Source organism: Citrobacter sp. TBCP-5362, assembly GCF_005406305.1.
GTDB lineage: Bacteria > Pseudomonadota > Gammaproteobacteria > Enterobacterales > Enterobacteriaceae > Citrobacter_B > Citrobacter_B koseri.
Map to the genome: position 1 here is coordinate 2,833,074 of NZ_CP040234.1, position 18,356 is coordinate 2,851,429.

Sequence of the window (18,356 nt, forward strand, 5' to 3'; positions counted from 1 at the left end):
AATACTGTTCGAGTCCATTCTCTTCAATAGCCTGGACTCGTCTTGTTAGTTTTTTACTTCAATTTCCAGTTCTGGCGCGTAAAGTTCGTTAACTTTACTCACAAGCTGAAGCGCAGCGCCGGGACGTTTTAAAATATCAGCCAGCGCTTCTTTGCTTTCCGCCGCAACAATACGCGTCAGATAATTGTGCGCTGGCACAACTTTATTATCCATCGCCATTTCATTAATTAACTTATTATAGGCCGTCTGGTTAGGCTCAAAGGTAATATCCTGACCACAAACAGTAAGATTAATCTTTTCCATAAATAACACTCTCTCTTAAATTAATTTCATCAACAAGCTGGTTATGTCGTGCGGCACACTGACCGTACAGATCAAGGTAAACTGTTAAAATATCCGCCGCGTCTTTACCCTGAATGCCTCTCAGGCGCGGCAGCTGCGTGACGCATTTAGTCAGCAGATTTTCCTGATAACGCACGTTCGGTACCGGCTGCGGCCTCGTTGTACATGCGGACAAAATCATCAGACATACACACGTTGGTAAACACCGGCTTAACCACTTCGGTACGAATTTCACGCGGTTGCACCTCCTTTATCGCCTCCAGCTTTTCTTCCAGCCGGCGACTGGATGAACTGGCAATACCAGCAAGCTCCTTGCCAGTAGCGGCGGCGGTATCACGGATGGTCAGATCAATACTGTCCCGCTGCCATCCGGCCACTGTCCAGCCGCTGGCAAACGCCAGCGCGACCAGCAACAGAACTCCCGCCACCGTTCTGTCCATCAGCGAACCCCGTTGTGTTCCAGACTGAAGTGATTACCGTCAGGACGGGATTTGAAGCGCCCTCCCCACGAACCACCCAGCGATTCCCAGTATTCACCCAGTGGCAGATAATCTTCCGTGCGGGTTTTGTACTCTCCCTTCACGAACAGATTAAAATCAACGGCCAGACGCAAGGTGTGCAGACTGTTGGAAATGCCGCTGCCTTTCTTCGCGTTCAGTGCAGCCTGTTCCGGTGTACGGTACGCCTCACCGAAGGTCAGCCACATCCCGTTGGCGTTGGCATACTGGATTAACAACGCAATCATCGAAGTAAACCGTTGTTGCTTTTCGCTCAGTGTCATTTCCCTGCCCTTTTATCAAAAATCCCTGAAAAAGCCCGCTTGCGCAGCCATGCTTCCACGACGTTCTGCCCGAGGATACCCAGACTGGAACCAAAACCGGCGATGGCCAGAGGATGGATATCCGGGACAAAGTACAACGCCACTCCGGCGACCAGCGTCAACCCGCTGCCGACAATAACGCGACCTGCAACCAGACGAATGGTGATCGGCTCATCGCTGTTCAGCAGCTTACCCAGTGCAATCAGCGCCCCCATGACAACAAGCGCAATAAATCCCTTTTCGTAATCCTGCATCCCTGCCTCTTATCCGATCAGATTTTCCGTGGCTTCCGCTTCCAGATACGGAATGCCGTCAATATTGATAAATTTGGGACTGGTCACGAGAAACTTAATTTTTCGCGTGGACAGCGCCCCGCCTTTGGGATCGAGATCCAGAAGGTTGTTCAGCAGCAGCTTGCAGCCGAACGCCTCCACTTTGGTTTCTTCGTTGCCGGCTTTGGCATAGAAAAGAAAATCCAGCTCAGGAATTCCACGCCACGACCCGGCAGACTGCGCCCGGGCTTTAATGGAAACCAGCGCTTTGGTAGCCAGCTCCAGCTCACCTTCTGCGGACACGTCGCCATCCACCCAGCCGTCTGGCACGCCGCGCGTCTGCGCAGCGGCGGTATTGTCGGTAATATCGAGCGAAATCTTCTCCGCATGTACCAGCTCGCCATCCATATAGAAGTCGAAGGACATGCCGGAAATTCGTCTGGTCATGAGTTTGCCTCCAGGCTGGCATCCAGCAACAGGCTGATCGTGATTTGCAGCGGTACTTCATACGTACGCACCACAATGTAAATATCTACGGCCTTTTTGTTCTTCCAGACGATCGTAATATCGCCATCCTGCGGCGGCTTCACCTCGCCCGGGAAGGACACGCCGTTAATGTTTGCGGCCGTGGACATTTCACGCAACGGACGCGCAAACAGCGTCTGGTGTGCGGCAATACTACCCGGTGTGCTGTTAAGCGAACGGTCGGCAATTTTGCCGATAGCCAGCAAACGCACACGACGCGCGGCTTTATCGGCAACACGCAGGGTTTCAATCGACTGGTAATCGCCGCCTTCCACATCCAGCGTTCGCCCGTCAGCCCAGTAAAAACCGTCATAATCCGGGTACCACATCGGCACACTAAAGCGCTGGGCTTCCAGTGCCTGAAGCGTGGCCAGCTCCAGTACCGCCCCGGTACCATCAACCGGCATTTCATCACTGCCCAGATTAAGCAGCGCCCCGGTTTTCACACGGGCAGGACTGTCTGCGATAGTCACGGCACGACTGCACAGACGACCAGCCAGCACACCCGGCTCATTTCCCCACAAACGCGGAACCAGTTGCACCGCCTTCTCTGCAATACCATCCTGAATGGCAGACACACGGGTCAGGTAATCCGCCTGGGCTTCTTCCTCCTGCATTCCCTGCACGGCCAGGATGAACCACACCCAGCGCCCGTATTTTGCCGCCAGTTCCGATCGCAGCGTTGCCGCCTGGTTAATGGTCGCTTTAGCGGATACATCATCCGACAGCACCACCCCTTCAACCGAACAGGACACCTGTGCAGCTTTAACCGCTGCCACCCAGGCATCCGGCTCGCTGTCTGCGGCCAGCACATGGACAAATCCCCACCAGTTCTGGCCGGCATTAGCCAGCGCGGCCAGTACATCACTCTTTAACGGGCTGTCACCCTCGCCCAGCAACGCATCAAAATCGCTCTGCGCGTTGACGGCCAGCGTCTTCCCTACATTCGTTGAACCGGTACCGATAAACAGCAGCGTGCGCTCCACCTCATTGGTTTCGCCCAGCAGCTGGTTTACCTGGTTCACGGTTACAGTTGGCCAGGTCATGATCTCCCCCTGATATCCTGCGCGTTAACATCCAGACCGAACCCGACAGCCTGAAGCTGTCGCGCCAGCGCTTTGTTAAAATCTTCCTGACCAATCCCCAGAAACGCCCTGGCAGGTAAATCAATCTGCCAGGCCGTTTTGACCGGCTTATCCTCCAGTACCCGGATAAGCAGACCAGCCTGACGGGCGGTCATTTTTTCCTGTATTTCCTTATATCCGGGTTTACGCCAGCGCTTGCCACGCCTGACTTTGTACCCGGCTTTGCGCAGGCGTTTCGCCTGTCGCAGTGAGGCGGGTTTATCCCCCTGCTCACGGCCTGCTACCTGCTTACGGTTAACGGTGACACTCATTCCGTTTTGCTGGACATAGCCCACGACGCCGGCAGGCAAATTACCTTTAGCATTGCGATAATGACCGCCGGCAAGATACAGCCTGACCGACTCGGTTTCCGGCATCTCCCGGATGCGGATAAGTTTTGGCATATTGCGCAGCATCTTGCCCTTACGCCGTGTCTGCCTTGCCGGCCACTTATCCCCGTCCGGGGACTGCTGATTACGCACATTGCGCTTAGAGGCAGCTTCCACACCGTATTTAGCCATACGCCACAACAGGCGGCGGCGCTTCGGTGGCGGTAACTCCAGGCTGGCCAGCGCCGCCTGAAGCTGCCGGAACTGCTCCTGATTCAGCTCTCCCCGAATCATTTTTGCCCCTCAGTGAGCGGGATAATGGTCACTTCCTCCGCCGTCCAGATATCCGGCTCAGCCAGTCGCCAGCGCTGACCATCGAAGGGGATTTCACCTTTGGGATCGGGAACCATATTCAGTTCTTCCGCCATCGGCAGCGTCACCACCATGATGGCGGTCTCCTGGTCGATAGTCTCGATATCGAACTCCGGCAGCTCGCTGTCAATGCCGGTTTCCTCCAGCAGCCCCCGCTCATCCTCCGTCAGCCAGGACATAAACAGCGCCATCAGGATTTTGGGATCGTACTCGCGGTACGGATAACGCTCCCATGTCAGGACGGCGTTGTAGCGGATGATGGCAAGGCGATACTGACCCAGCCCGTTATCCCGCTGTGCCGGAATGAACGTGATTTCGTCCATCTGGCTGTCAAATCCCTGCATTGCCCGCTTTGGCATGTTCGCAATGAGGAAATCGGTCAGTTGCTTAAGCTGGCTCATATCATGGCCACCGTAATACGTTTAAGTCCCTTGATACGCCTTACCGTCAGTGTGGATTCGGCAATCAGGCTGGAACGGGTTTCGTCGCTCTCCTGCCCCGGATGGCTCTCGCGCCGCCCAATGGACGCAAACTCCCCCATCAGATCAGCTTTGGCACGGGCATATACCGCCTTACGGTAACGAGCACACAGCAGGTTTTCGCCGTCGATTTCCACCCCCGGAACCGCCCCGGCGCTGGCATGACCATCGCCCTGATATTTTGCGGCCACCTTGATCAGATCATCATTGATTTCGCCGGCTGCGGTCAGCAGCGCCTGGCGAATGGTGGCCGCATCGATATCGGCCGGAATGGTGCGCTGGGACTGAAAATCCTTCACGCTCAGGTCTGGCCAGAAGCCGTCATTCGTCAGAATGGCATCATCAAAATCAATAGAGGTTCCGCTGAACATCCTGTTTCTCCGAAAAAAAGCGGGCAGGCCGGTTTCCACGGGCGACACGCTTATGCGATCCCCTCCACCGCGCCCGCTTTCGGGTCGGTAGCCTTATGCGCCGCGTTTTGCGGCCTGAATCTCGCCTTCTTCAAACCACGCATCAGATGCGCGGCCGTCAGCAGTCTGGTAGTGGATCAGATACTGGTTGCAGCTGTTGGTATATTCCGCGCGGGCTTTGATATGCCCCTCTTCACCGCTAATGGAAACTTCAACAACCTGTCCTAACTCATGCTTAAACGACATATCAAACTCCCGTAGTCTCTTTCTCCAGCGCCCGCAGACGTGCAGCAATACGCTGCAACATCGTGCCGACACCACATTTAGGGTCGAATCCCTTCGCCAGCTCCAGCAGTTCCTTAGCCCGGAGCAATACTTCCCTGTCTTCCGTTGCCGCTGCGCGTGGCTCTCCGTTTTCATCGCGCAGCAGGTGCAGACCGGCAAACTTCAGGTATTTGGCCTTAATGACCTCATACACATTCCAGTGCTGCATCACGTTTTCCAGCGTGCGGCTGAAATACGGATCTAAATCATGCCCCTGCACGGCTTCCGATTCCGCCCAGGACAACACCGTATCCGCCACAAACACCGGGAACGTACTGCCGAACGCGGCCGGGGTTTCCTGCCCCCGTTGGATTGCCACATCCGCCCAGTCCAGCGCCTGATCAAACTGGCCTGTATCAAACAGCCAGACGACACACCAGGCAAAAACAGGATTCTGCTGCACACTGTCACCGTCCAGCCAGGTCTGGGCGGTAGGCATCCAGCGCGGTAACAGCACATCACGCTTAAATTCAATGCGTTCAGCACGGCTCTCAATCGCTGCGGCCGCTGCCACATCCTTCTCCAGCGCAACAATCTGAATATGCAGGCTGGTTTCCGTGTCCAGAGACTGCTGCTGTCGCAGTAACCGCTCCGCTTCAATTCGTGCGCTGTGACGCTGTGCCGGTGACAGTTGCATAAAATCCCCTTTACTCCCCTGCCGGAGGCGTGACCGGTGCCCCGATAGTTACCGCACTTTCATCAAACGCGGCGTACAGTTCAGGATACTCAACCGCATAACCTTCATTACGCAGGTATTTGTTTTCGTACTGTTTACGGTCTTCAACAAACTCCGCCTTACGCTGGCGCGTACCGCGCTGGGTGTAGATATGCAGGTTCGGCAGCGTGGTGACGATCATACGTTTGCCCGGCATAAACGGCGGGACGTAAGCCGTACGGCCAGCGATACTGTCAGACAGCAGCTGCGCGGCGATCTTCTCAGTCGGCTTATCCGCTTTCTGGTACAGGCGGAAAGATTCAGCCGCCACAAGGTCAGCACCGACAAGCACCACAAGACGCGGGTCATTGCGGAACTGTGCCGGGATTTTGGCGTTGATAAGGTCGGATGCCATCGCATCGAGTGACACATAATCACCTTTACCGTCGCCATCGAGCACAACCGCATCGGTGATGATCTGCTGGCCATCCTTCCACTCTTTAACGATCTGGTGCCAGCCCTTGTTCACATCTTCGCCGTTCGGGTTCTGCTCGGCGTCCGTGGTTTCCGCAATGGTTTTCCCGTTAAAGCCGATACGCAGCATATCCAGCGCAAATGACTGGTTAGTAAATTCCTGCACGCGCTGGAAGAACTCACCTTCATCGCCGGCATTCGCCCAGACAGAAAGCAGTTGCCAGGTCAGTGCGGCACAGGAATCTGTTTCGACCAGCTTGTAATCATTACCGCTCACGCCTACTTTCTTACGGAAGCGGCCATCCAGTACGCGCCCGGTATACAGGCCAGAACTGCCAACCGGCACAACCTGCCCCTGTAACTGGTCAACATCAGCAACGGTGATCAGATTCAGAAAGTCAGACTGCTCCATCAGCGCATTGCGCAGCTGGGTTTCTTTCGGGTCGGTCAGCGCAAACCAACGGTCGCCATCAGTAGCACCGTAGGATTCACGCAGCCCGATGTGGTACTGACGCAGAAACTGACGGGCTTTTGCATTCAATTGCATATTCTTTATCCTTAAAGAAAATTAGTGTTATCCCTTACAGGAAATTGAAGCCTTTTTTGCCCTTGCTGAATTTCTTGTCCGGCAACTGGGTAACTTTGTTATTCAGCTTGCTGAAGTTCTTCACCAGTTCCGGCAGATTGCCAACCAGACGCGCGAAATCTTCGGTATCCACCACATCTTTCACGGTGTCCACATCGTCCTGCACATCGGACACCGCTTCTTCAGCAGTATCGAGACGGCTTTCAATAGCTGAAACACGCTTCTCAATAGCATCCAGCGCCTCCGCCAGCGCCTGCATGGCATCAGATGGCGTTTTATCCTGATCGGGCGTCTGCTCCGGTTCTTCAATGCTGAAAAAATGACGCCAGCCTTTTTTTGCCTGTGACATTCCCTTTTCCTTTTTAAATTCCCTTACTTCGTCAAACGCCAGCGGCTTATATGGCCCGATGCGTTTTCCCTTTGTGCGGCTGAAACGTAGCCGTGTCGTGCTTACACCAGCCGGACTGTCGGTAATAGCCAGCCCCTCGAGATAGGTTTTCCCGGTATTTCTGAAATTCCCGTCCGGTGTAAACTCCGGTGATAAAAATAAAAGCTGCCCTTTCGCGTTTGCCTGTAGCAATGAAATAGCAGGACAAAGGCGGGCATATAAACGAAGAATATCTTCATCATCCCGCTCGGCTTTTACTTCCAGCACTTCCCCCATATTCCCGAAATTACGGGTATGCTCCGGCCACAACAGCGCGGTATATAAATTGGGGTCGTATAACTCAGCAGCATCCAGTAACCATTGTTCTTCAATGGTACGTTTATCAACCGTTTCACCCGCAGTAGCGATACAAATCCAGTTTGTTGCCAGTTGTGAACCTGACATATTGCCTCCCTTCCTGCTGCGGTTTTTAGTATCACCAATAAAATTAACTGCCGCATTCACTTCATTTTGTAAAAATTCGGATATAAGGCCTTCACCGAATATTCCCGATTTCTTTTCAAAAAAAATGAGCCAAATTACTGAATAATTCACCCATGCAGGATTCACAGTCATCTATAAGGTGGAGAAACGGGCAAGGAAGCCAATGGCAAAATACAGTGAAGAATTAAAAGGCGTTGCGAGGGCGCTATATTTAAAACGCTATACCCCGCAGGAAATAGCAAGCGAACTTAATCTGCCAAACAGACGTATTGTCTATTACTGGGCGGAGAAATATTGCTGGGCGGAATTACTAAGCCACGAATCAACAGAAGATGCCTTAAACCGTCGAGTACAGACGCTGACTCTGCGTGAAGGAAAATCGGAGCTGGAGCTGCGCGAGCTGGACAGTCTCGTGGCGCATCTTGTGAAACTGCGCGCGCAGCATAATAAACACCAGGAAAAGCTGGCAGAAATTAAATACAGTGAAAATGATGCGCCGGCATCCCGACAGTCTGGTGGCGATGATAAGCCCCGTAAACGCGGTAAGTATAAAAAGAATGATATCAGCGGGCTTACTCAGGAAGATTTTGACCGGTTCGCGCTGGAGCATCTTTTCGGCTACCAGAAACACCTGCGTGCCAATCTTCACCAGCAGGTCAGAAATATACTTAAAAGCCGCCAGATTGGCGCGACCTGGTACTTTTCGATAGAGGCTTTTGAAAGCGCGGTCATGACCGGTGATCCGCAAATCTTCCTCTCTGCATCGAAAGCCCAGGCGGAAGTCTTCCGCAGCTACATTGTGAATATTGCCGAACAACATTTCGGAGTAGAACTCACCGGCAACCCCATCCGCCTGTCCAACGGCGCGGAGCTGCGCTTTCTGTCCACCAACAAGAATACCGCGCAGTCCTACAACGGCCATCTTTACTGCGATGAATATTTCTGGGTACCGAACTTCGCCAAACTGAACGAAGTGGCAAGTGCGATGGCCACGATTGATAAATGGCGTACCACTTACTTTTCCACGCCCAGCAGCAAGACCCATCAGGCGTACCCGTTCTGGACGGGGGAAGAGTGGAAACGCGGCGACAAAAAGCGTGCGAGAGCAGTCTTTCCGACAGACAAAGAGCTGCGCGACGGCGGACGAATCTGCCCTGACGGCCAGTGGCGCTACATCATCACGATGGAAGACGCGATCGCAGGCGGCTATAACCTCGCCAGCATCGAGACACTACGCAACCGCTACAACCGCGACGCCTTCAACATGCTCTATATGTGCGTGTTCGTGGACAGCAAAGACAGCGTGTTCTCATTCTCACATGTAGAGCGCTGTTGTGTAGATCCTGCCACCTGGGAAGATCACGACGAAAACCTGCCCCGGCCGTTCGGCAATCGTGAGGTATGGGCGGGCTATGACCCCGCCCGCAGCGGCGACACATCCACATTTGTGATTATCGCGCCGCCGATACTGGCCGTCGAAAAGTTTCGCGTGCTGCGCGTTTTTCACTGGCAAGGGATGAACTGGAAATGGCAGGCGGCACAGATTAAGAAGCTGTTTGGCCAGTACAACATGACCTACATCGGCATAGATATCACCGGGTTGGGTAGCGGTGTATTTGAAGATGTTCAGCACTTTGCCATGCGCCAGGCTGTCGCAATCCGCTACGGCGTCGAGACAAAAAATCGCCTTGTGATGAAGATGATCGACGTTATCGAAGACGGCCGCGTGGAATGGGATAAGGAGAAAACCGAAATTGCCGCCAGCTTTATGACCATCCGTCGCACGTCCACGGCCAGCGGCAACGCTATGACATTTGTCGCCGATCGTACCGCTGAAACCGGCCACGCAGACAGTTTCTGGGCTATCGCCCACGCTATCGACAATGAACCACTCAATTACGGAAACCAGCGTAAATCCCGCTGGGGAAACTTAGGGAAAGCAGCATGAAGAAACGCAAATTCAGGGAGCGCCGCAGCGCCCCAAAACCGCGTCATATGAGCCTTATCAGCCTGGGTAAACCAGAACCCATCCTGACCACCGGTACAAACTACACAGACGTATGGTATGACAATGAGGCGGAACACTGGACGCTCCCGATTGACCGTCTGGCACTGGCACAACTGGTTAACCTGAACGCACAGCACGGCGGCGTGCTGTATGCCCGCCGCAACATGGTGACGGCCAACTATAAGGACGGCGGTCTGACGCATGAACAGCTTGGCGCAGCCGTATTTGACTGGCTGACCTTCGGTGATGTGGCCATTCTGAAAGTGCGTAACGGCTGGGGTGACGTAATCGCGCTGTATCCGCTGCCGGCACTGTACACCCGACAGCGCAAAACGGGAGAGTTCGTCGTACTGCAACAGGCGGAACCCATGATTTACACGCCAGAGGATATTATCTTCCTGAAGCAGTACGATCCGCAGCAGGCGATCTACGGCCTGCCGGACTACATCAGCGGCATTCATTCCGCGATGCTGAACGGTGAAGCGACAATCTTCCGCCGCCGCTATTATCACAACGGCGCACACACCGGGGGCATTATCTATTCCAATGACCCGAACATGACCGACGAAGTGGAAGAAGAGATTATCAGCAAGCTGGAACAGTCTAAGGGGATCGGGAACTTCAGCACCATGTTTGTGAACATCCCCAAAGGCAATCCAGACGGCATCAAATTTATCCCGATTGGCGATATCAGCGCCAAAGATGAGTTTCAGAACATCAAGAGCATCAGCGCCCAGGACGTCCTGACCGCGCATCGCTTCCCGGCAGGGCTGGCGGGGATTATCCCGACGAACGGCGCAGTGATGGGAGATATTGAGAAAGCGGCCAAAACCTACCGCAAGGCGGAGATTTTACCCATTCAGCGTATGTTCACCGCCGCAGTAGAGCAAGAAAGTGATGTACCGCCCCACCTGTACCTTAATTTCCTGAAAGACAGTGAGCTGGAAGGTGATTAATGTCCTCAAACAGGTTAAAATATCGACGTTTTCTGATTGACGGAGCGAGGGAAATGCGGGTACTGAATGTTAAATGCCCTGAATGCGGGGCGAAAGCAGTAATAAGGAAGACAAATCCCAAACACCCGCATATTTCAGATATTTATTGCGCGTGTTCGGATGTTGAGTGCGGGCATACGTTCGTTCTGAATCTGACGTTTTCTCATACACTCAGCCCCAGCGCTAAAACCGGCAACATGATGCTACAGACCATCATCAACTCATTATCGCCGGAACAAAAACAAATGACGCTGGATTTACTTGAAGCCAGCCTGGCCGCATAGCAAAAAGCACCGTTACCGGTGCTTTTTTATTCCTGTCATTGTGCAAAACCTGAACAATTTCATTATCTGCCGGTCTGCAACTGGTCATATATTAGTCTTTTCCCAGTACCTTTGAATAACAGTAACGATAAGCTACGCATACCAGACTGGCTATTTTTTCAACAAGAATAAAAACGGCAAGAAACAAGATAAGCAGTGGCCAGAATAAGGCAAAGAGAAATGCTTCCCTCGGGTTCTGCTCAAGATCGCACTCCACATCACGCCGCGCCGAATAGTAAAACATAGCAACAAAGCCCAAAATATATACAACAAGGGAGACTAAACAGGTCATTGGTTCCTCAGTTTTGTTTCTTGCATCCTGCGGTGCAGACGTGGTGTTTATTGATAACTGGCTGTTTTAGCTAATGTTACAATCACTGGCTAATTTTTTCAGCATTTTCTTATACACAACCGTCCCGTAAGAGCGTTGCAGGGGCTTGTACTGCCCCTGCGCCCTTCTCTCTCAGATTCCGCGAATTACATTAATAAATGAGAATATGGCGAGGCCGTAACCTACAGCACAGGCCAAAAGGACACATAACAACGTGACCAGAGAGTGGTCTGTCCTTCTCACTGCCTCTGAAAGTAACGCCAGAACAAGAGAAGCAGCCCACAATAATAATGACTCTGACATATCCGACCTTTCAGAGCGGAAAGTGGAACGGAGCATTGAATACATGCTTAATCCATTCTTCACCTGCCTTTTCAAATACTCGGTCACGCAACTCTCTGTTTTTGGCATCATCTGACATAGTGAAGAAAACGCTCAGTTCCGTAGAAACATCACAATCCGCGCCGGTTTTCCAGCGACAGGCAATTCCCGGTTCACCATCATCACCAGACACTTTTTCAATCAGCACCTGCCGGCGATCAACTTCGTACATTTTTACCCAAACTTCCATTTTCACTTCCCTCTCATTTTTCACGGCTGAATATCCAGCAGCGGAACGTTTCAGGCATTCGCTGCATATCACCTTTGCCACGGTTATGACGCTCACTCACCGCACTACGTGTGGTTTTCGTGTCGATAAAACGGCGTTCATTACCGTTCTTAAGGAGTTTTTTGATTTCCGTTAGCGTAAACGGGATGCGCTGCCGGTGAGCTGCGGCGACTTCCTCCAGATGGTTGAAGTTGACCGCGATTTCATTTTCATCAGATGAATGGTTGATACCGTATGGCGCCAGTTCGTCCAGGTAATCAAACAGCTCCCAGAACTCCTGAACCATCGGGTGATCCTTTTTGAGCGCCTGACAACGCTCTTCAGCCAGCATTGTTATCGCCTGGCGGGTCTTCTCGATCCGTTCAACCGGCACAGGGACGACCAGCGCCAGCGCCTCAAGCAAACCAACCAGTTGCGCATGATTTTTCGCGATACGGATATGCCGAATGTTGGCGTTAGACTCCAGCTCATTACGGGCGCGCTCGTAGCCCCTGCCAAACGTTTCCATGATTTCTTTTTCGCGCATGGTAGCCAGCAGCGTGAACCCGGAGACCTGACTAACCGGGAGTTGTTCAAGCCGTTCCGCTGCATGGCGCGTGTGGATAGACTGGCCGCGCTTATCGGTGTAGATGTGAATGATTCGTTCAAGAAACGCCTTGCTGCCGTCAGTATCGGCATTCTGTGCGATCACAATGCTGCCTCTGAACGGCGGTTCGTAAGTCTCATTATTATTTGACTTGATACCCACGGCGCGGGAGGCTCGGCCGTTATACAGAGATTTCAGTTCGTCCCAGTCAAAAGCCCGTTGTTTAGCATTATCCGTAGTACGATCGCCTTCGATTAAGACCACCGGCAAGTTACCGACCTGTGCAAAGTTACGGCCGCGCGCGGCGGCAGTCGATTTTGACGGGTCAAAACCTTCATATTCTTCACGGCCGGCGAGCTTCCACAGAAATTCAATCAACGTTGATTTACCTGTCCCCGGCTCACCAACGATTTCAAGGAACGGGAAAGACTTGTCACGCTCCCGGATTTGCTCGGCAAAAAGTGACCCCAGCCAGAACGCCAGCGCCACATACCCTTTTTCCCCAAAGGCTGTCCAGATATCGTCTATCCAGCCAGTGGTAAACTCTTTCAGATTAGGATTCAGATCCAGCGACGGTGTAAGGCTCAAACTCTTAACGCTGGCACTGTTGATCTCGAAGTAGTCTTCATCATTCATTTCGTACAGTCGGCCATCGCAAACGGCCACACGGTTAAACAGCCATGCGGCATAATCCTTGTTGTAGCCGATGAAATTCTGCGTCCTGACCTCTTTGATTTCGGGGAGGCGCATCTGGATGAATTTATCCAGCTGTTTGGTACTGCCGGTGTACACTGCCCCTTTCGCGATATGCAGCAGCCGCTTTTTGAACTCTGCGGAACTTGTGAGCTGATTAGCCGTGAAAGTATCTTTCACAGCCGGTCGGTTCGGCATATTGACCTTCACGTAATACCAGGACTCGTCCGTAGGTTCAGAGCGCTGGAAGTAGAGAGGTGTCAGCCAGCAGTTGGCGATTTCCGTCACTCCACCAGACTCTTTAACCGCCCGTTCTTTGGCCTCCCACTCCATCACCACTTCGGTTCCGGTATTGGTGATGCGCTCATAGGCTCGCATATACCTGTCCAGATCCAGCTCAAACCAGTACATGCGGGAGTTATGCTCAAAATAGAACGAATGCCACTCATTATGTTGATGCATGAGCAACGCTTTTTCTGTCGGGCTTTTCGCCAGCAGGAGATCGCCATAGTAGCGATAGTTTTTGATGTCCGATTTGCTGAACCGTCCACGTAACAGCAGGTCGTTCCAGTCCAGACTGGAAGATGATTTCACCGGTTGCGCCGCACGAACTTTCCAGCCGGCGTCCTCACTGCGAGCGGCAAAGGCCAGCGTGTGCTTAATGCCGGCTTTGTCGCCATCAAACGCCCATACCAGGCGTGGACGGGTTTTTTCGCCCAGTTCTTTAGCCAGTGTATCCAGCGCCGCCAGTGGGTAATTGTTACTGCTCAGTGTGGCCACTGCGGGTAAACCCGCCTGGCACAGGCTCAGCGCGTTGAATATACCTTCAGTGATCCAAATTTCATTCACTTCCAGCAGGTTCACGGACGGCGGAACCCACCAGTGGCCAACGTAACTGCCTCTGATGTTCGCTTTCTGCTTACCGAAGCGCTGCGGCTGGTCAATGATGCGCTCCCACGTCGCACCACAGGCCAGCTTAAATCTGACCGTTGCCGAACCCATGTTGTCTTTGGCAAATGCCCCCTGGGTAAAGCAACCTTTCAGCGGTTCGGTATCCAGTCCCCGAGCTTCACGCAGATACGCCTCAGCTACCGCATGAGGGTTATCTTCTGTGGCCTGGTACCGCTTTGACCAGTCTTCAAAAATGTCTGGATACAGCTCTTTAACAACAGTTTGATGGCCGCAATTATTTTCGCGGCCACACTTGAGAATCCAGGGCTTTTCAATGCTGGTAAATAATTCGCGCTTATGACAGGCAGGGCATTTGCCCTGCTGTAAATATTTATCCCGTTCTTTAAATTCGAAGTCACGGACAAGGCGTCGCACAACGTCCTGTTGTATCGTTGCGTTCATAAATAATCCAGAATTGAATGTGTGTAAAATGGCAAAAATTATATTCTGTACTGTTTGTTATATCGCTCATGCGTCATTAATTCCCAGTGTTGCCCCTTATCTTTACTCAACAGTCGCCACCGATAAGAAATACGCACCGAAAAATAATGATGTGGTTTTATAACCTGATATATCTTTTTGCCACTGTAATATTCCGTCAACACAGAAAATGCCTTACATATGACACTTTCGCTTGCATGAGAGGTCACTGTCAGCATAGTTATTTCACACTGGCTATTTTAACGAGATACATCCAGACATAAGAGACAACTTTAGCCTGATGAATAGCATCATATAAAGCGTGATGTTTAACGCCTTCAAACTTAATAATACTACGGACATTCAGCCCAAGCGTTTTTGACAGTTCAACAACCGTTCTTACATCACGGTCATTCCAGTAGTACCAAAGTGGATCGGCAAACCCGCATTTCTCTGATGCATTACGTAAAATAACATTGTCGAACGCCGCACCATTCCCCCATACCTGCACTTTAGATGGGTCAGAATGCTCAGTAATAAAGGCTTCCAGATTCGCTAAAGCCAGAGGCAAGTCCAGGCAATAATCATTAAGCAGCTCGCTACGCGCTTCGGCATCCTGACGCATCCACCATAATACGGTTTCTGACCCCATAGTGAGACCGTGGCCTACACAACTGCCCAGGCTGACACGTTGATAAAACTGCTCACCCATTTCGCCAGTTTCAGGGTCAAAGAATACAGCACCGATAGAAGCAATCGCGGAAGTCGGTTTGTTATCCATAGTTTCGAGGTCAATCATTAAATGTTTCATGTCGGTTCCTTAACGTTGAACTGCGGTAAGTGTTTTCAGATTAGAACTATTTTTTCTTATCGAACCTGACGCCAATGAAGACAGCGCAGGGATATTATTTTCGGTCGGAATATCCCCCTTAAATGCCATAAGGGTAATTTTATGAAGCTCGTCGAAATCGTCTGCATCATTATTAAAACGCGCCGTTGAAGATATTCCCTCAAGGCATTTAGCCAGTTGCAGTTTTAACTCCATCAACTGGATTCCATCGCTATGGACAGAGTAACTTTCTTTATCAATAGCCGTTGCCTGAGCATGGTAACTCTGCAACAGGTTACGAATAAGAGTAGCGTATTTAGCTTTCATCGTTCCCCCAATTAATTATTTACCACTGGATTTACTGTGGCTAATACGATTTTTCCAGTCGTGCCAGTCTGTCGGGGCTTCATCGACTAAATTAGCAGCATGTTTATCCCACTCACGGCGATTAATCCAAAGTTCTGCGTTTCCACCTGGCTTAAGGGGATCAGTCATATAAAAGGCGGGTAATTTACCGGCCTTTGCCATCTCAGCAACTGCGCGCGGCGTTTTACCGATATACAGCGCAAACCCTTCTTTAGAGAGAAGGTCTGATGGTTTTTCAGCCAACTGAATAGCTGATCGCCCATTTTTTCCAGCCTCTGCGATTTGCTGTGCCTTCTCGCCAATTGTTTCTGATCTGACACTCATTTTGATATCCTCACCAAGATTTGCCGAACACCAACTAGAGTCAATTTGAGCTAGTTAGAGTGCAATCAAATGTCTACTAACACACATAATTGGAGATTAGCAAAAATATGTCAAGTGAACAAAGTGAGAAACTAAAACTCATTCGTGAATCCGAGCGTCTAAAAGCGAAGGAACTAGCTGATTTAATTGGAATTAATTACTACACCTATCATGGATATGAATCGGGAAAATCTAAGATGCCTCTCGATGCGGGTATGAAACTGCTGAAACACCCACGTTTCAGAAAGTACCGTGACTGGTTTCTATTTGATGAAACAGACCCCTCTACCGGGCAAATTGCTCCGGCTCTCGCACACTTTGGGCAAGAAAAAACAACATTACCCCACTCAGACGAGAAAACTGGCTAACCATCCTAAAAGATTATCTTAATCAGGAAGTTAAAAACGATTGTAATTTGACCGGAGAGCTGACGTATGTCGATTAAAAAGCTCGATGATGGTCGATATGAAGTGGACGTAAGACCGCAAGGTGCAAACGGAAAACGCATCAGGCGAAAATTTAGCACTAAAGGCGAGGCGCAGGCGTTTGAGCGTCACGTTCTGGTGAACTATCACAACAAAGACTGGATAGAGAAGCCAGCAGACAGAAGGAAACTCACCGAACTACTGGAATTGTGGTGGCTATATCACGGCAAATCCCACGCAAGAGGTGAGATCGAAAAAGGACGACTCACAGCAATCCTTCAAAAATTTGGAGAAATGGGCGTTCACAGGGCGGATCAGTTAACCAAAAAATCCATCACGGATTATCGCGTGACCCTGATGAATGAAGGACTGAAGCCTGTCAGTGTTAACAGGCACATTGCTATTTTAAGTGGCCTGTTCACTAAGTTAATTGACGCTGGCGAGTTCCATAGCGCTAACCCTATGCGGGAAGTTAAACGCCTGAAAGAAGAACAGGCGGAGATGGCTTTCCTGACAGAAGAGGAAATTCCGCAACTCCTGTCCAGGCTGGATGGAGATGAACTGAATATTGCCCTTATCTGCCTTGCCACCGGTGGCCGCTGGGGAGAGGTATCCCGTTTAAGGTCTGCACATGTCATCAAAAATATGGTGACGTTCATGAAAACCAAAAACGGAAAGCAGCGCTCCGTTCCCATCTCTGAGGAGCTGGCAACCCGTATAAAAGTTAAAGCCAGTGGGCTGTTGTTCGATGCGAACTACAGAACGGTACGCCGGGTACTGAAGGAAGTGAAACCAGATTTGCCACGCGGACAAGCGGTGCATGTAATGCGGCATACATTTGCCACACATTTTATGATGAATGGAGGTAATATAATTACATTGCAGCGCATTCTGGGGCATTCAAACATCCAGCAAACTATGATCTACGCGCACTTTGCTCCTGATTTTTTACAGGACGCAGTCACCCTTAACCCGGTGGCCAGAATGTCCAGAAAGTGTCCATGAACCCGAGTTATTTAGAGCTAGTTGAAGCGATATGAGTAATTTAACCATTTGTATTGAAACAGAAAACAAGGCCAGCACTGACACTAACAAGTCAGTTATTGGTCGCATTCACTCCTTTGAATCCTGTGGCACCGTTGACGGCCCGGGCATCCGCTTTATTACGTTCTTCCAGGGCTGTCTGATGCGCTGCCTGTATTGCCATAACCGCGACACCTGGGATACGCATGGCGGCAAAGAAGTTACCGTTGAAGATCTGATGAAAGAGGTCGTCACCTACCGCCACTTTATGAACGCATCCGGCGGCGGCGTAACGGCTTCCGGCGGCGAAGCGATCTTACAGGCTGAGTTTGTTCGCGACTGGTTCCGCGCCTGTAAGAAAGAAAGCATCCATACCTGTCTTGATACCAACGGCTTTGTTCGCCGCTACGATCCGGTCATCGATGAACTGCTGGAAGTCACCGACCTGGTGATGCTTGACCTGAAGCAGATGAATGACGAGATTCATCAGAATCTGGTTGGCGTATCCAACCATCGCACGCTGGAGTTCGCCAAATACATCTCCGCAAAAGGCATTAAGACCTGGATTCGCTACGTTGTGGTGCCGGGCTGGTCTGACGATGACGACTCCGCACACCGTTTGGGCGAATTCACCCGCGATATGGGCAACGTTGAAAAAATCGAACTGCTGCCCTATCACGAGTTAGGCAAACACAAATGGGTCGCAATGGGCGAAGAATACAAGCTTGATGGCGTTAAACCGCCGAAGAAAGAAACCATGGAGCGCGTAAAAGGTATTCTTGAGCAGTACGGTCATAAAGTGATGTACTGAGTTATTTTATCAGTATCGCCGGATGGCGACGCGAAAGCG

The 18,356-nt window shown here is 51.3% G+C and carries 26 protein-coding genes; 6 read left to right on the forward strand and 20 right to left on the reverse strand.

Going from position 1 to position 18,356, the window contains the following annotated elements; genetic code table 11:
• Window positions 1-45: 45 nt before the first annotated feature.
• The 14 genes from FD428_RS13545 to FD428_RS13610 all read right to left on the reverse strand — a co-directional run bounded on the left by FD428_RS13545 (window position 46) and on the right by FD428_RS13610 (window position 7,544).
• Window positions 46-303 (reverse strand): putative phage tail assembly chaperone, encoded by a 258-nt coding sequence (locus FD428_RS13545; RefSeq protein WP_137675738.1) that lies wholly within the window; start codon window positions 301-303, stop codon window positions 46-48.
• Window positions 290-478: a hypothetical protein gene (locus FD428_RS21855; protein WP_114848434.1), complete on the reverse strand. Its 189-nt coding sequence runs from the start codon at window positions 476-478 to the stop codon at window positions 290-292. Before FD428_RS21855 ends, FD428_RS13545 begins: the two co-directional genes overlap by 14 nt.
• A complete protein-coding gene (locus FD428_RS13555) occupies window positions 450-782 on the reverse strand; it encodes a hypothetical protein (protein ID WP_114647436.1) in 333 nt (110 codons plus the stop codon). The genes FD428_RS21855 and FD428_RS13555 overlap by 29 nt, the downstream gene beginning before the upstream one ends.
• Complete coding sequence (locus tag FD428_RS13560; protein WP_000175564.1) at window positions 782-1,123, reverse strand: M15 family metallopeptidase; 342 nt, start codon at window positions 1,121-1,123, stop codon at window positions 782-784. Before FD428_RS13560 ends, FD428_RS13555 begins: the two co-directional genes overlap by 1 nt.
• Complete coding sequence (locus tag FD428_RS13565) at window positions 1,120-1,416, reverse strand: phage holin family protein (RefSeq protein ID WP_114647437.1); 297 nt, start codon at window positions 1,414-1,416, stop codon at window positions 1,120-1,122. Before FD428_RS13565 ends, FD428_RS13560 begins: the two co-directional genes overlap by 4 nt.
• A gap of 9 nt (window positions 1,417-1,425) precedes the next feature.
• Window positions 1,426-1,881 carry a phage protein gene (locus FD428_RS13570; protein ID WP_114647438.1) on the reverse strand — a complete coding sequence of 152 codons (456 nt, stop codon included), beginning with the start codon at window positions 1,879-1,881 and terminating at the stop codon, window positions 1,426-1,428.
• Window positions 1,878-3,005 carry a DUF2586 domain-containing protein gene (locus tag FD428_RS13575; protein WP_114848435.1) on the reverse strand — a complete coding sequence of 376 codons (1,128 nt, stop codon included), beginning with the start codon at window positions 3,003-3,005 and terminating at the stop codon, window positions 1,878-1,880. Before FD428_RS13575 ends, FD428_RS13570 begins: the two co-directional genes overlap by 4 nt.
• Complete coding sequence (locus tag FD428_RS13580) at window positions 3,002-3,706, reverse strand: hypothetical protein (RefSeq protein WP_114848436.1); 705 nt, start codon at window positions 3,704-3,706, stop codon at window positions 3,002-3,004. The genes FD428_RS13575 and FD428_RS13580 overlap by 4 nt, the downstream gene beginning before the upstream one ends.
• Window positions 3,703-4,185 carry a phage tail protein gene (locus FD428_RS13585; protein ID WP_114848437.1) on the reverse strand — a complete coding sequence of 161 codons (483 nt, stop codon included), beginning with the start codon at window positions 4,183-4,185 and terminating at the stop codon, window positions 3,703-3,705. The genes FD428_RS13580 and FD428_RS13585 overlap by 4 nt, the downstream gene beginning before the upstream one ends.
• On the reverse strand, window positions 4,182-4,634 hold the full coding sequence (locus FD428_RS13590; RefSeq protein ID WP_114647442.1) for a head completion/stabilization protein: 453 nt from the start codon (window positions 4,632-4,634) through the stop codon (window positions 4,182-4,184). Before FD428_RS13590 ends, FD428_RS13585 begins: the two co-directional genes overlap by 4 nt.
• A gap of 93 nt (window positions 4,635-4,727) precedes the next feature.
• On the reverse strand, window positions 4,728-4,919 hold the full coding sequence (locus FD428_RS13595; protein ID WP_114848438.1) for a hypothetical protein: 192 nt from the start codon (window positions 4,917-4,919) through the stop codon (window positions 4,728-4,730).
• A 1-nt stretch (window position 4,920) separates the two neighbouring features.
• On the reverse strand, window positions 4,921-5,634 hold the full coding sequence (gene gpM, locus FD428_RS13600; protein ID WP_114848439.1) for a phage terminase small subunit: 714 nt from the start codon (window positions 5,632-5,634) through the stop codon (window positions 4,921-4,923).
• 10 nt (window positions 5,635-5,644) lie between these two features.
• On the reverse strand, window positions 5,645-6,673 hold the full coding sequence (locus tag FD428_RS13605; RefSeq protein WP_114848440.1) for a phage major capsid protein, P2 family: 1,029 nt from the start codon (window positions 6,671-6,673) through the stop codon (window positions 5,645-5,647).
• Between the two features lie 34 nt (window positions 6,674-6,707).
• The gene (locus FD428_RS13610) at window positions 6,708-7,544 is read right to left on the reverse strand and encodes a GPO family capsid scaffolding protein (RefSeq protein WP_114647445.1); all 837 of its coding nucleotides are present in this window, start codon (window positions 7,542-7,544) and stop codon (window positions 6,708-6,710) included.
• Between the two features lie 202 nt (window positions 7,545-7,746).
• Here FD428_RS13610 and FD428_RS13615 point away from each other — a divergent pair, with 202 nt between their 5' ends.
• From FD428_RS13615 to FD428_RS13625, 3 genes are read left to right on the forward strand one after another with little or no spacing between them, the layout of a single operon-like run.
• Entirely contained in the window at window positions 7,747-9,531 is a 1,785-nt protein-coding gene (locus FD428_RS13615; protein WP_114848441.1) for a terminase large subunit domain-containing protein, read from the forward strand.
• Window positions 9,528-10,547 (forward strand): phage portal protein, encoded by a 1,020-nt coding sequence (locus FD428_RS13620; RefSeq protein WP_114848442.1) that lies wholly within the window; start codon window positions 9,528-9,530, stop codon window positions 10,545-10,547. Before FD428_RS13615 ends, FD428_RS13620 begins: the two co-directional genes overlap by 4 nt.
• A gap of 53 nt (window positions 10,548-10,600) precedes the next feature.
• A complete protein-coding gene (locus FD428_RS13625) occupies window positions 10,601-10,870 on the forward strand; it encodes an ogr/Delta-like zinc finger family protein (protein WP_134769555.1) in 270 nt (89 codons plus the stop codon).
• A 91-nt stretch (window positions 10,871-10,961) separates the two neighbouring features.
• On the opposite strand, the gene FD428_RS13630 is transcribed toward FD428_RS13625, so the two are convergent.
• From FD428_RS13630 to FD428_RS13660, 6 genes are all read right to left on the reverse strand, one after another.
• Window positions 10,962-11,201, reverse strand: a complete 240-nt coding sequence (locus FD428_RS13630) for a hypothetical protein (RefSeq protein WP_114848443.1) — start codon at window positions 11,199-11,201, stop codon at window positions 10,962-10,964.
• A 352-nt stretch (window positions 11,202-11,553) separates the two neighbouring features.
• Complete coding sequence (locus FD428_RS13635) at window positions 11,554-11,811, reverse strand: hypothetical protein (protein ID WP_114848444.1); 258 nt, start codon at window positions 11,809-11,811, stop codon at window positions 11,554-11,556.
• A 13-nt stretch (window positions 11,812-11,824) separates the two neighbouring features.
• Window positions 11,825-14,482, reverse strand: a complete 2,658-nt coding sequence (locus FD428_RS13640; protein ID WP_114848445.1) for a toprim domain-containing protein — start codon at window positions 14,480-14,482, stop codon at window positions 11,825-11,827.
• Between the two features lie 259 nt (window positions 14,483-14,741).
• Window positions 14,742-15,311, reverse strand: coding sequence for a 3'-5' exonuclease (locus tag FD428_RS13650; RefSeq protein ID WP_114848446.1), 570 nt, complete (start codon window positions 15,309-15,311; stop codon window positions 14,742-14,744).
• 9 nt (window positions 15,312-15,320) lie between these two features.
• The gene (locus tag FD428_RS13655; RefSeq protein WP_114647453.1) at window positions 15,321-15,656 is read right to left on the reverse strand and encodes a hypothetical protein; all 336 of its coding nucleotides are present in this window, start codon (window positions 15,654-15,656) and stop codon (window positions 15,321-15,323) included.
• 15 nt (window positions 15,657-15,671) lie between these two features.
• Window positions 15,672-16,019 carry a Cox family DNA-binding protein gene (locus FD428_RS13660; RefSeq protein ID WP_114848447.1) on the reverse strand — a complete coding sequence of 116 codons (348 nt, stop codon included), beginning with the start codon at window positions 16,017-16,019 and terminating at the stop codon, window positions 15,672-15,674.
• A 107-nt stretch (window positions 16,020-16,126) separates the two neighbouring features.
• Between FD428_RS13660 and FD428_RS13665 the strand changes: the two genes are divergently transcribed.
• The 3 genes from FD428_RS13665 (at window position 16,127) to pflA (ending at window position 18,317) form a co-directional block, all read left to right on the forward strand.
• On the forward strand, window positions 16,127-16,426 hold the full coding sequence (locus FD428_RS13665; RefSeq protein ID WP_114848448.1) for a helix-turn-helix transcriptional regulator: 300 nt from the start codon (window positions 16,127-16,129) through the stop codon (window positions 16,424-16,426).
• Window positions 16,427-16,492: 66 nt separating this feature from the next.
• Window positions 16,493-17,488, forward strand: coding sequence for a tyrosine-type recombinase/integrase (locus tag FD428_RS13670; RefSeq protein ID WP_114848449.1), 996 nt, complete (start codon window positions 16,493-16,495; stop codon window positions 17,486-17,488).
• A gap of 31 nt (window positions 17,489-17,519) precedes the next feature.
• Window positions 17,520-18,317, forward strand: coding sequence for a pyruvate formate lyase 1-activating protein (gene pflA / locus FD428_RS13675; protein WP_114647457.1), 798 nt, complete (start codon window positions 17,520-17,522; stop codon window positions 18,315-18,317).
• Window positions 18,318-18,356 lie beyond the last annotated feature (39 nt).

Excerpts from the sequence above, each read along its gene's own strand:
- FD428_RS13560 (WP_000175564.1), bottom strand. The coding sequence starts at position 1,123 with ATGACACTGAGCGAAAAGCAACAACGGTTTACTTCGATGATTGCGTTG.
- FD428_RS13585 (WP_114848437.1), bottom strand. The coding sequence starts at position 4,185 with ATGAGCCAGCTTAAGCAACTGACCGATTTCCTCATTGCGAACATGCCA.
- FD428_RS13620 (WP_114848442.1), top strand. The coding sequence starts at position 9,528 with ATGAAGAAACGCAAATTCAGGGAGCGCCGCAGCGCCCCAAAACCGCGT.
- FD428_RS13565 (WP_114647437.1), bottom strand. The coding sequence starts at position 1,416 with ATGCAGGATTACGAAAAGGGATTTATTGCGCTTGTTGTCATGGGGGCG.
- FD428_RS13605 (WP_114848440.1), bottom strand. The coding sequence starts at position 6,673 with ATGCAATTGAATGCAAAAGCCCGTCAGTTTCTGCGTCAGTACCACATC.
- FD428_RS13625 (WP_134769555.1), top strand. The coding sequence starts at position 10,601 with ATGCGGGTACTGAATGTTAAATGCCCTGAATGCGGGGCGAAAGCAGTA.
- gpM (WP_114848439.1), bottom strand. The coding sequence starts at position 5,634 with ATGCAACTGTCACCGGCACAGCGTCACAGCGCACGAATTGAAGCGGAG.
- FD428_RS13610 (WP_114647445.1), bottom strand. The coding sequence starts at position 7,544 with ATGTCAGGTTCACAACTGGCAACAAACTGGATTTGTATCGCTACTGCG.
- FD428_RS13650 (WP_114848446.1), bottom strand. The coding sequence starts at position 15,311 with ATGAAACATTTAATGATTGACCTCGAAACTATGGATAACAAACCGACT.
- FD428_RS13655 (WP_114647453.1), bottom strand. The coding sequence starts at position 15,656 with ATGAAAGCTAAATACGCTACTCTTATTCGTAACCTGTTGCAGAGTTAC.
- FD428_RS13630 (WP_114848443.1), bottom strand. The coding sequence starts at position 11,201 with ATGACCTGTTTAGTCTCCCTTGTTGTATATATTTTGGGCTTTGTTGCT.
- FD428_RS13570 (WP_114647438.1), bottom strand. The coding sequence starts at position 1,881 with ATGACCAGACGAATTTCCGGCATGTCCTTCGACTTCTATATGGATGGC.
- FD428_RS13635 (WP_114848444.1), bottom strand. The coding sequence starts at position 11,811 with ATGGAAGTTTGGGTAAAAATGTACGAAGTTGATCGCCGGCAGGTGCTG.
- FD428_RS13595 (WP_114848438.1), bottom strand. The coding sequence starts at position 4,919 with ATGTCGTTTAAGCATGAGTTAGGACAGGTTGTTGAAGTTTCCATTAGC.
- FD428_RS13640 (WP_114848445.1), bottom strand. The coding sequence starts at position 14,482 with ATGAACGCAACGATACAACAGGACGTTGTGCGACGCCTTGTCCGTGAC.
- FD428_RS13665 (WP_114848448.1), top strand. The coding sequence starts at position 16,127 with ATGTCAAGTGAACAAAGTGAGAAACTAAAACTCATTCGTGAATCCGAG.
- FD428_RS13615 (WP_114848441.1), top strand. The coding sequence starts at position 7,747 with ATGGCAAAATACAGTGAAGAATTAAAAGGCGTTGCGAGGGCGCTATAT.
- pflA (WP_114647457.1), top strand. The coding sequence starts at position 17,520 with ATGAGTAATTTAACCATTTGTATTGAAACAGAAAACAAGGCCAGCACT.
- FD428_RS13590 (WP_114647442.1), bottom strand. The coding sequence starts at position 4,634 with ATGTTCAGCGGAACCTCTATTGATTTTGATGATGCCATTCTGACGAAT.
- FD428_RS13660 (WP_114848447.1), bottom strand. The coding sequence starts at position 16,019 with ATGAGTGTCAGATCAGAAACAATTGGCGAGAAGGCACAGCAAATCGCA.
- FD428_RS13580 (WP_114848436.1), bottom strand. The coding sequence starts at position 3,706 with ATGATTCGGGGAGAGCTGAATCAGGAGCAGTTCCGGCAGCTTCAGGCG.
- FD428_RS13555 (WP_114647436.1), bottom strand. The coding sequence starts at position 782 with ATGGACAGAACGGTGGCGGGAGTTCTGTTGCTGGTCGCGCTGGCGTTT.
- FD428_RS13575 (WP_114848435.1), bottom strand. The coding sequence starts at position 3,005 with ATGACCTGGCCAACTGTAACCGTGAACCAGGTAAACCAGCTGCTGGGC.
- FD428_RS13545 (WP_137675738.1), bottom strand. The coding sequence starts at position 303 with ATGGAAAAGATTAATCTTACTGTTTGTGGTCAGGATATTACCTTTGAG.
- FD428_RS13670 (WP_114848449.1), top strand. The coding sequence starts at position 16,493 with ATGTCGATTAAAAAGCTCGATGATGGTCGATATGAAGTGGACGTAAGA.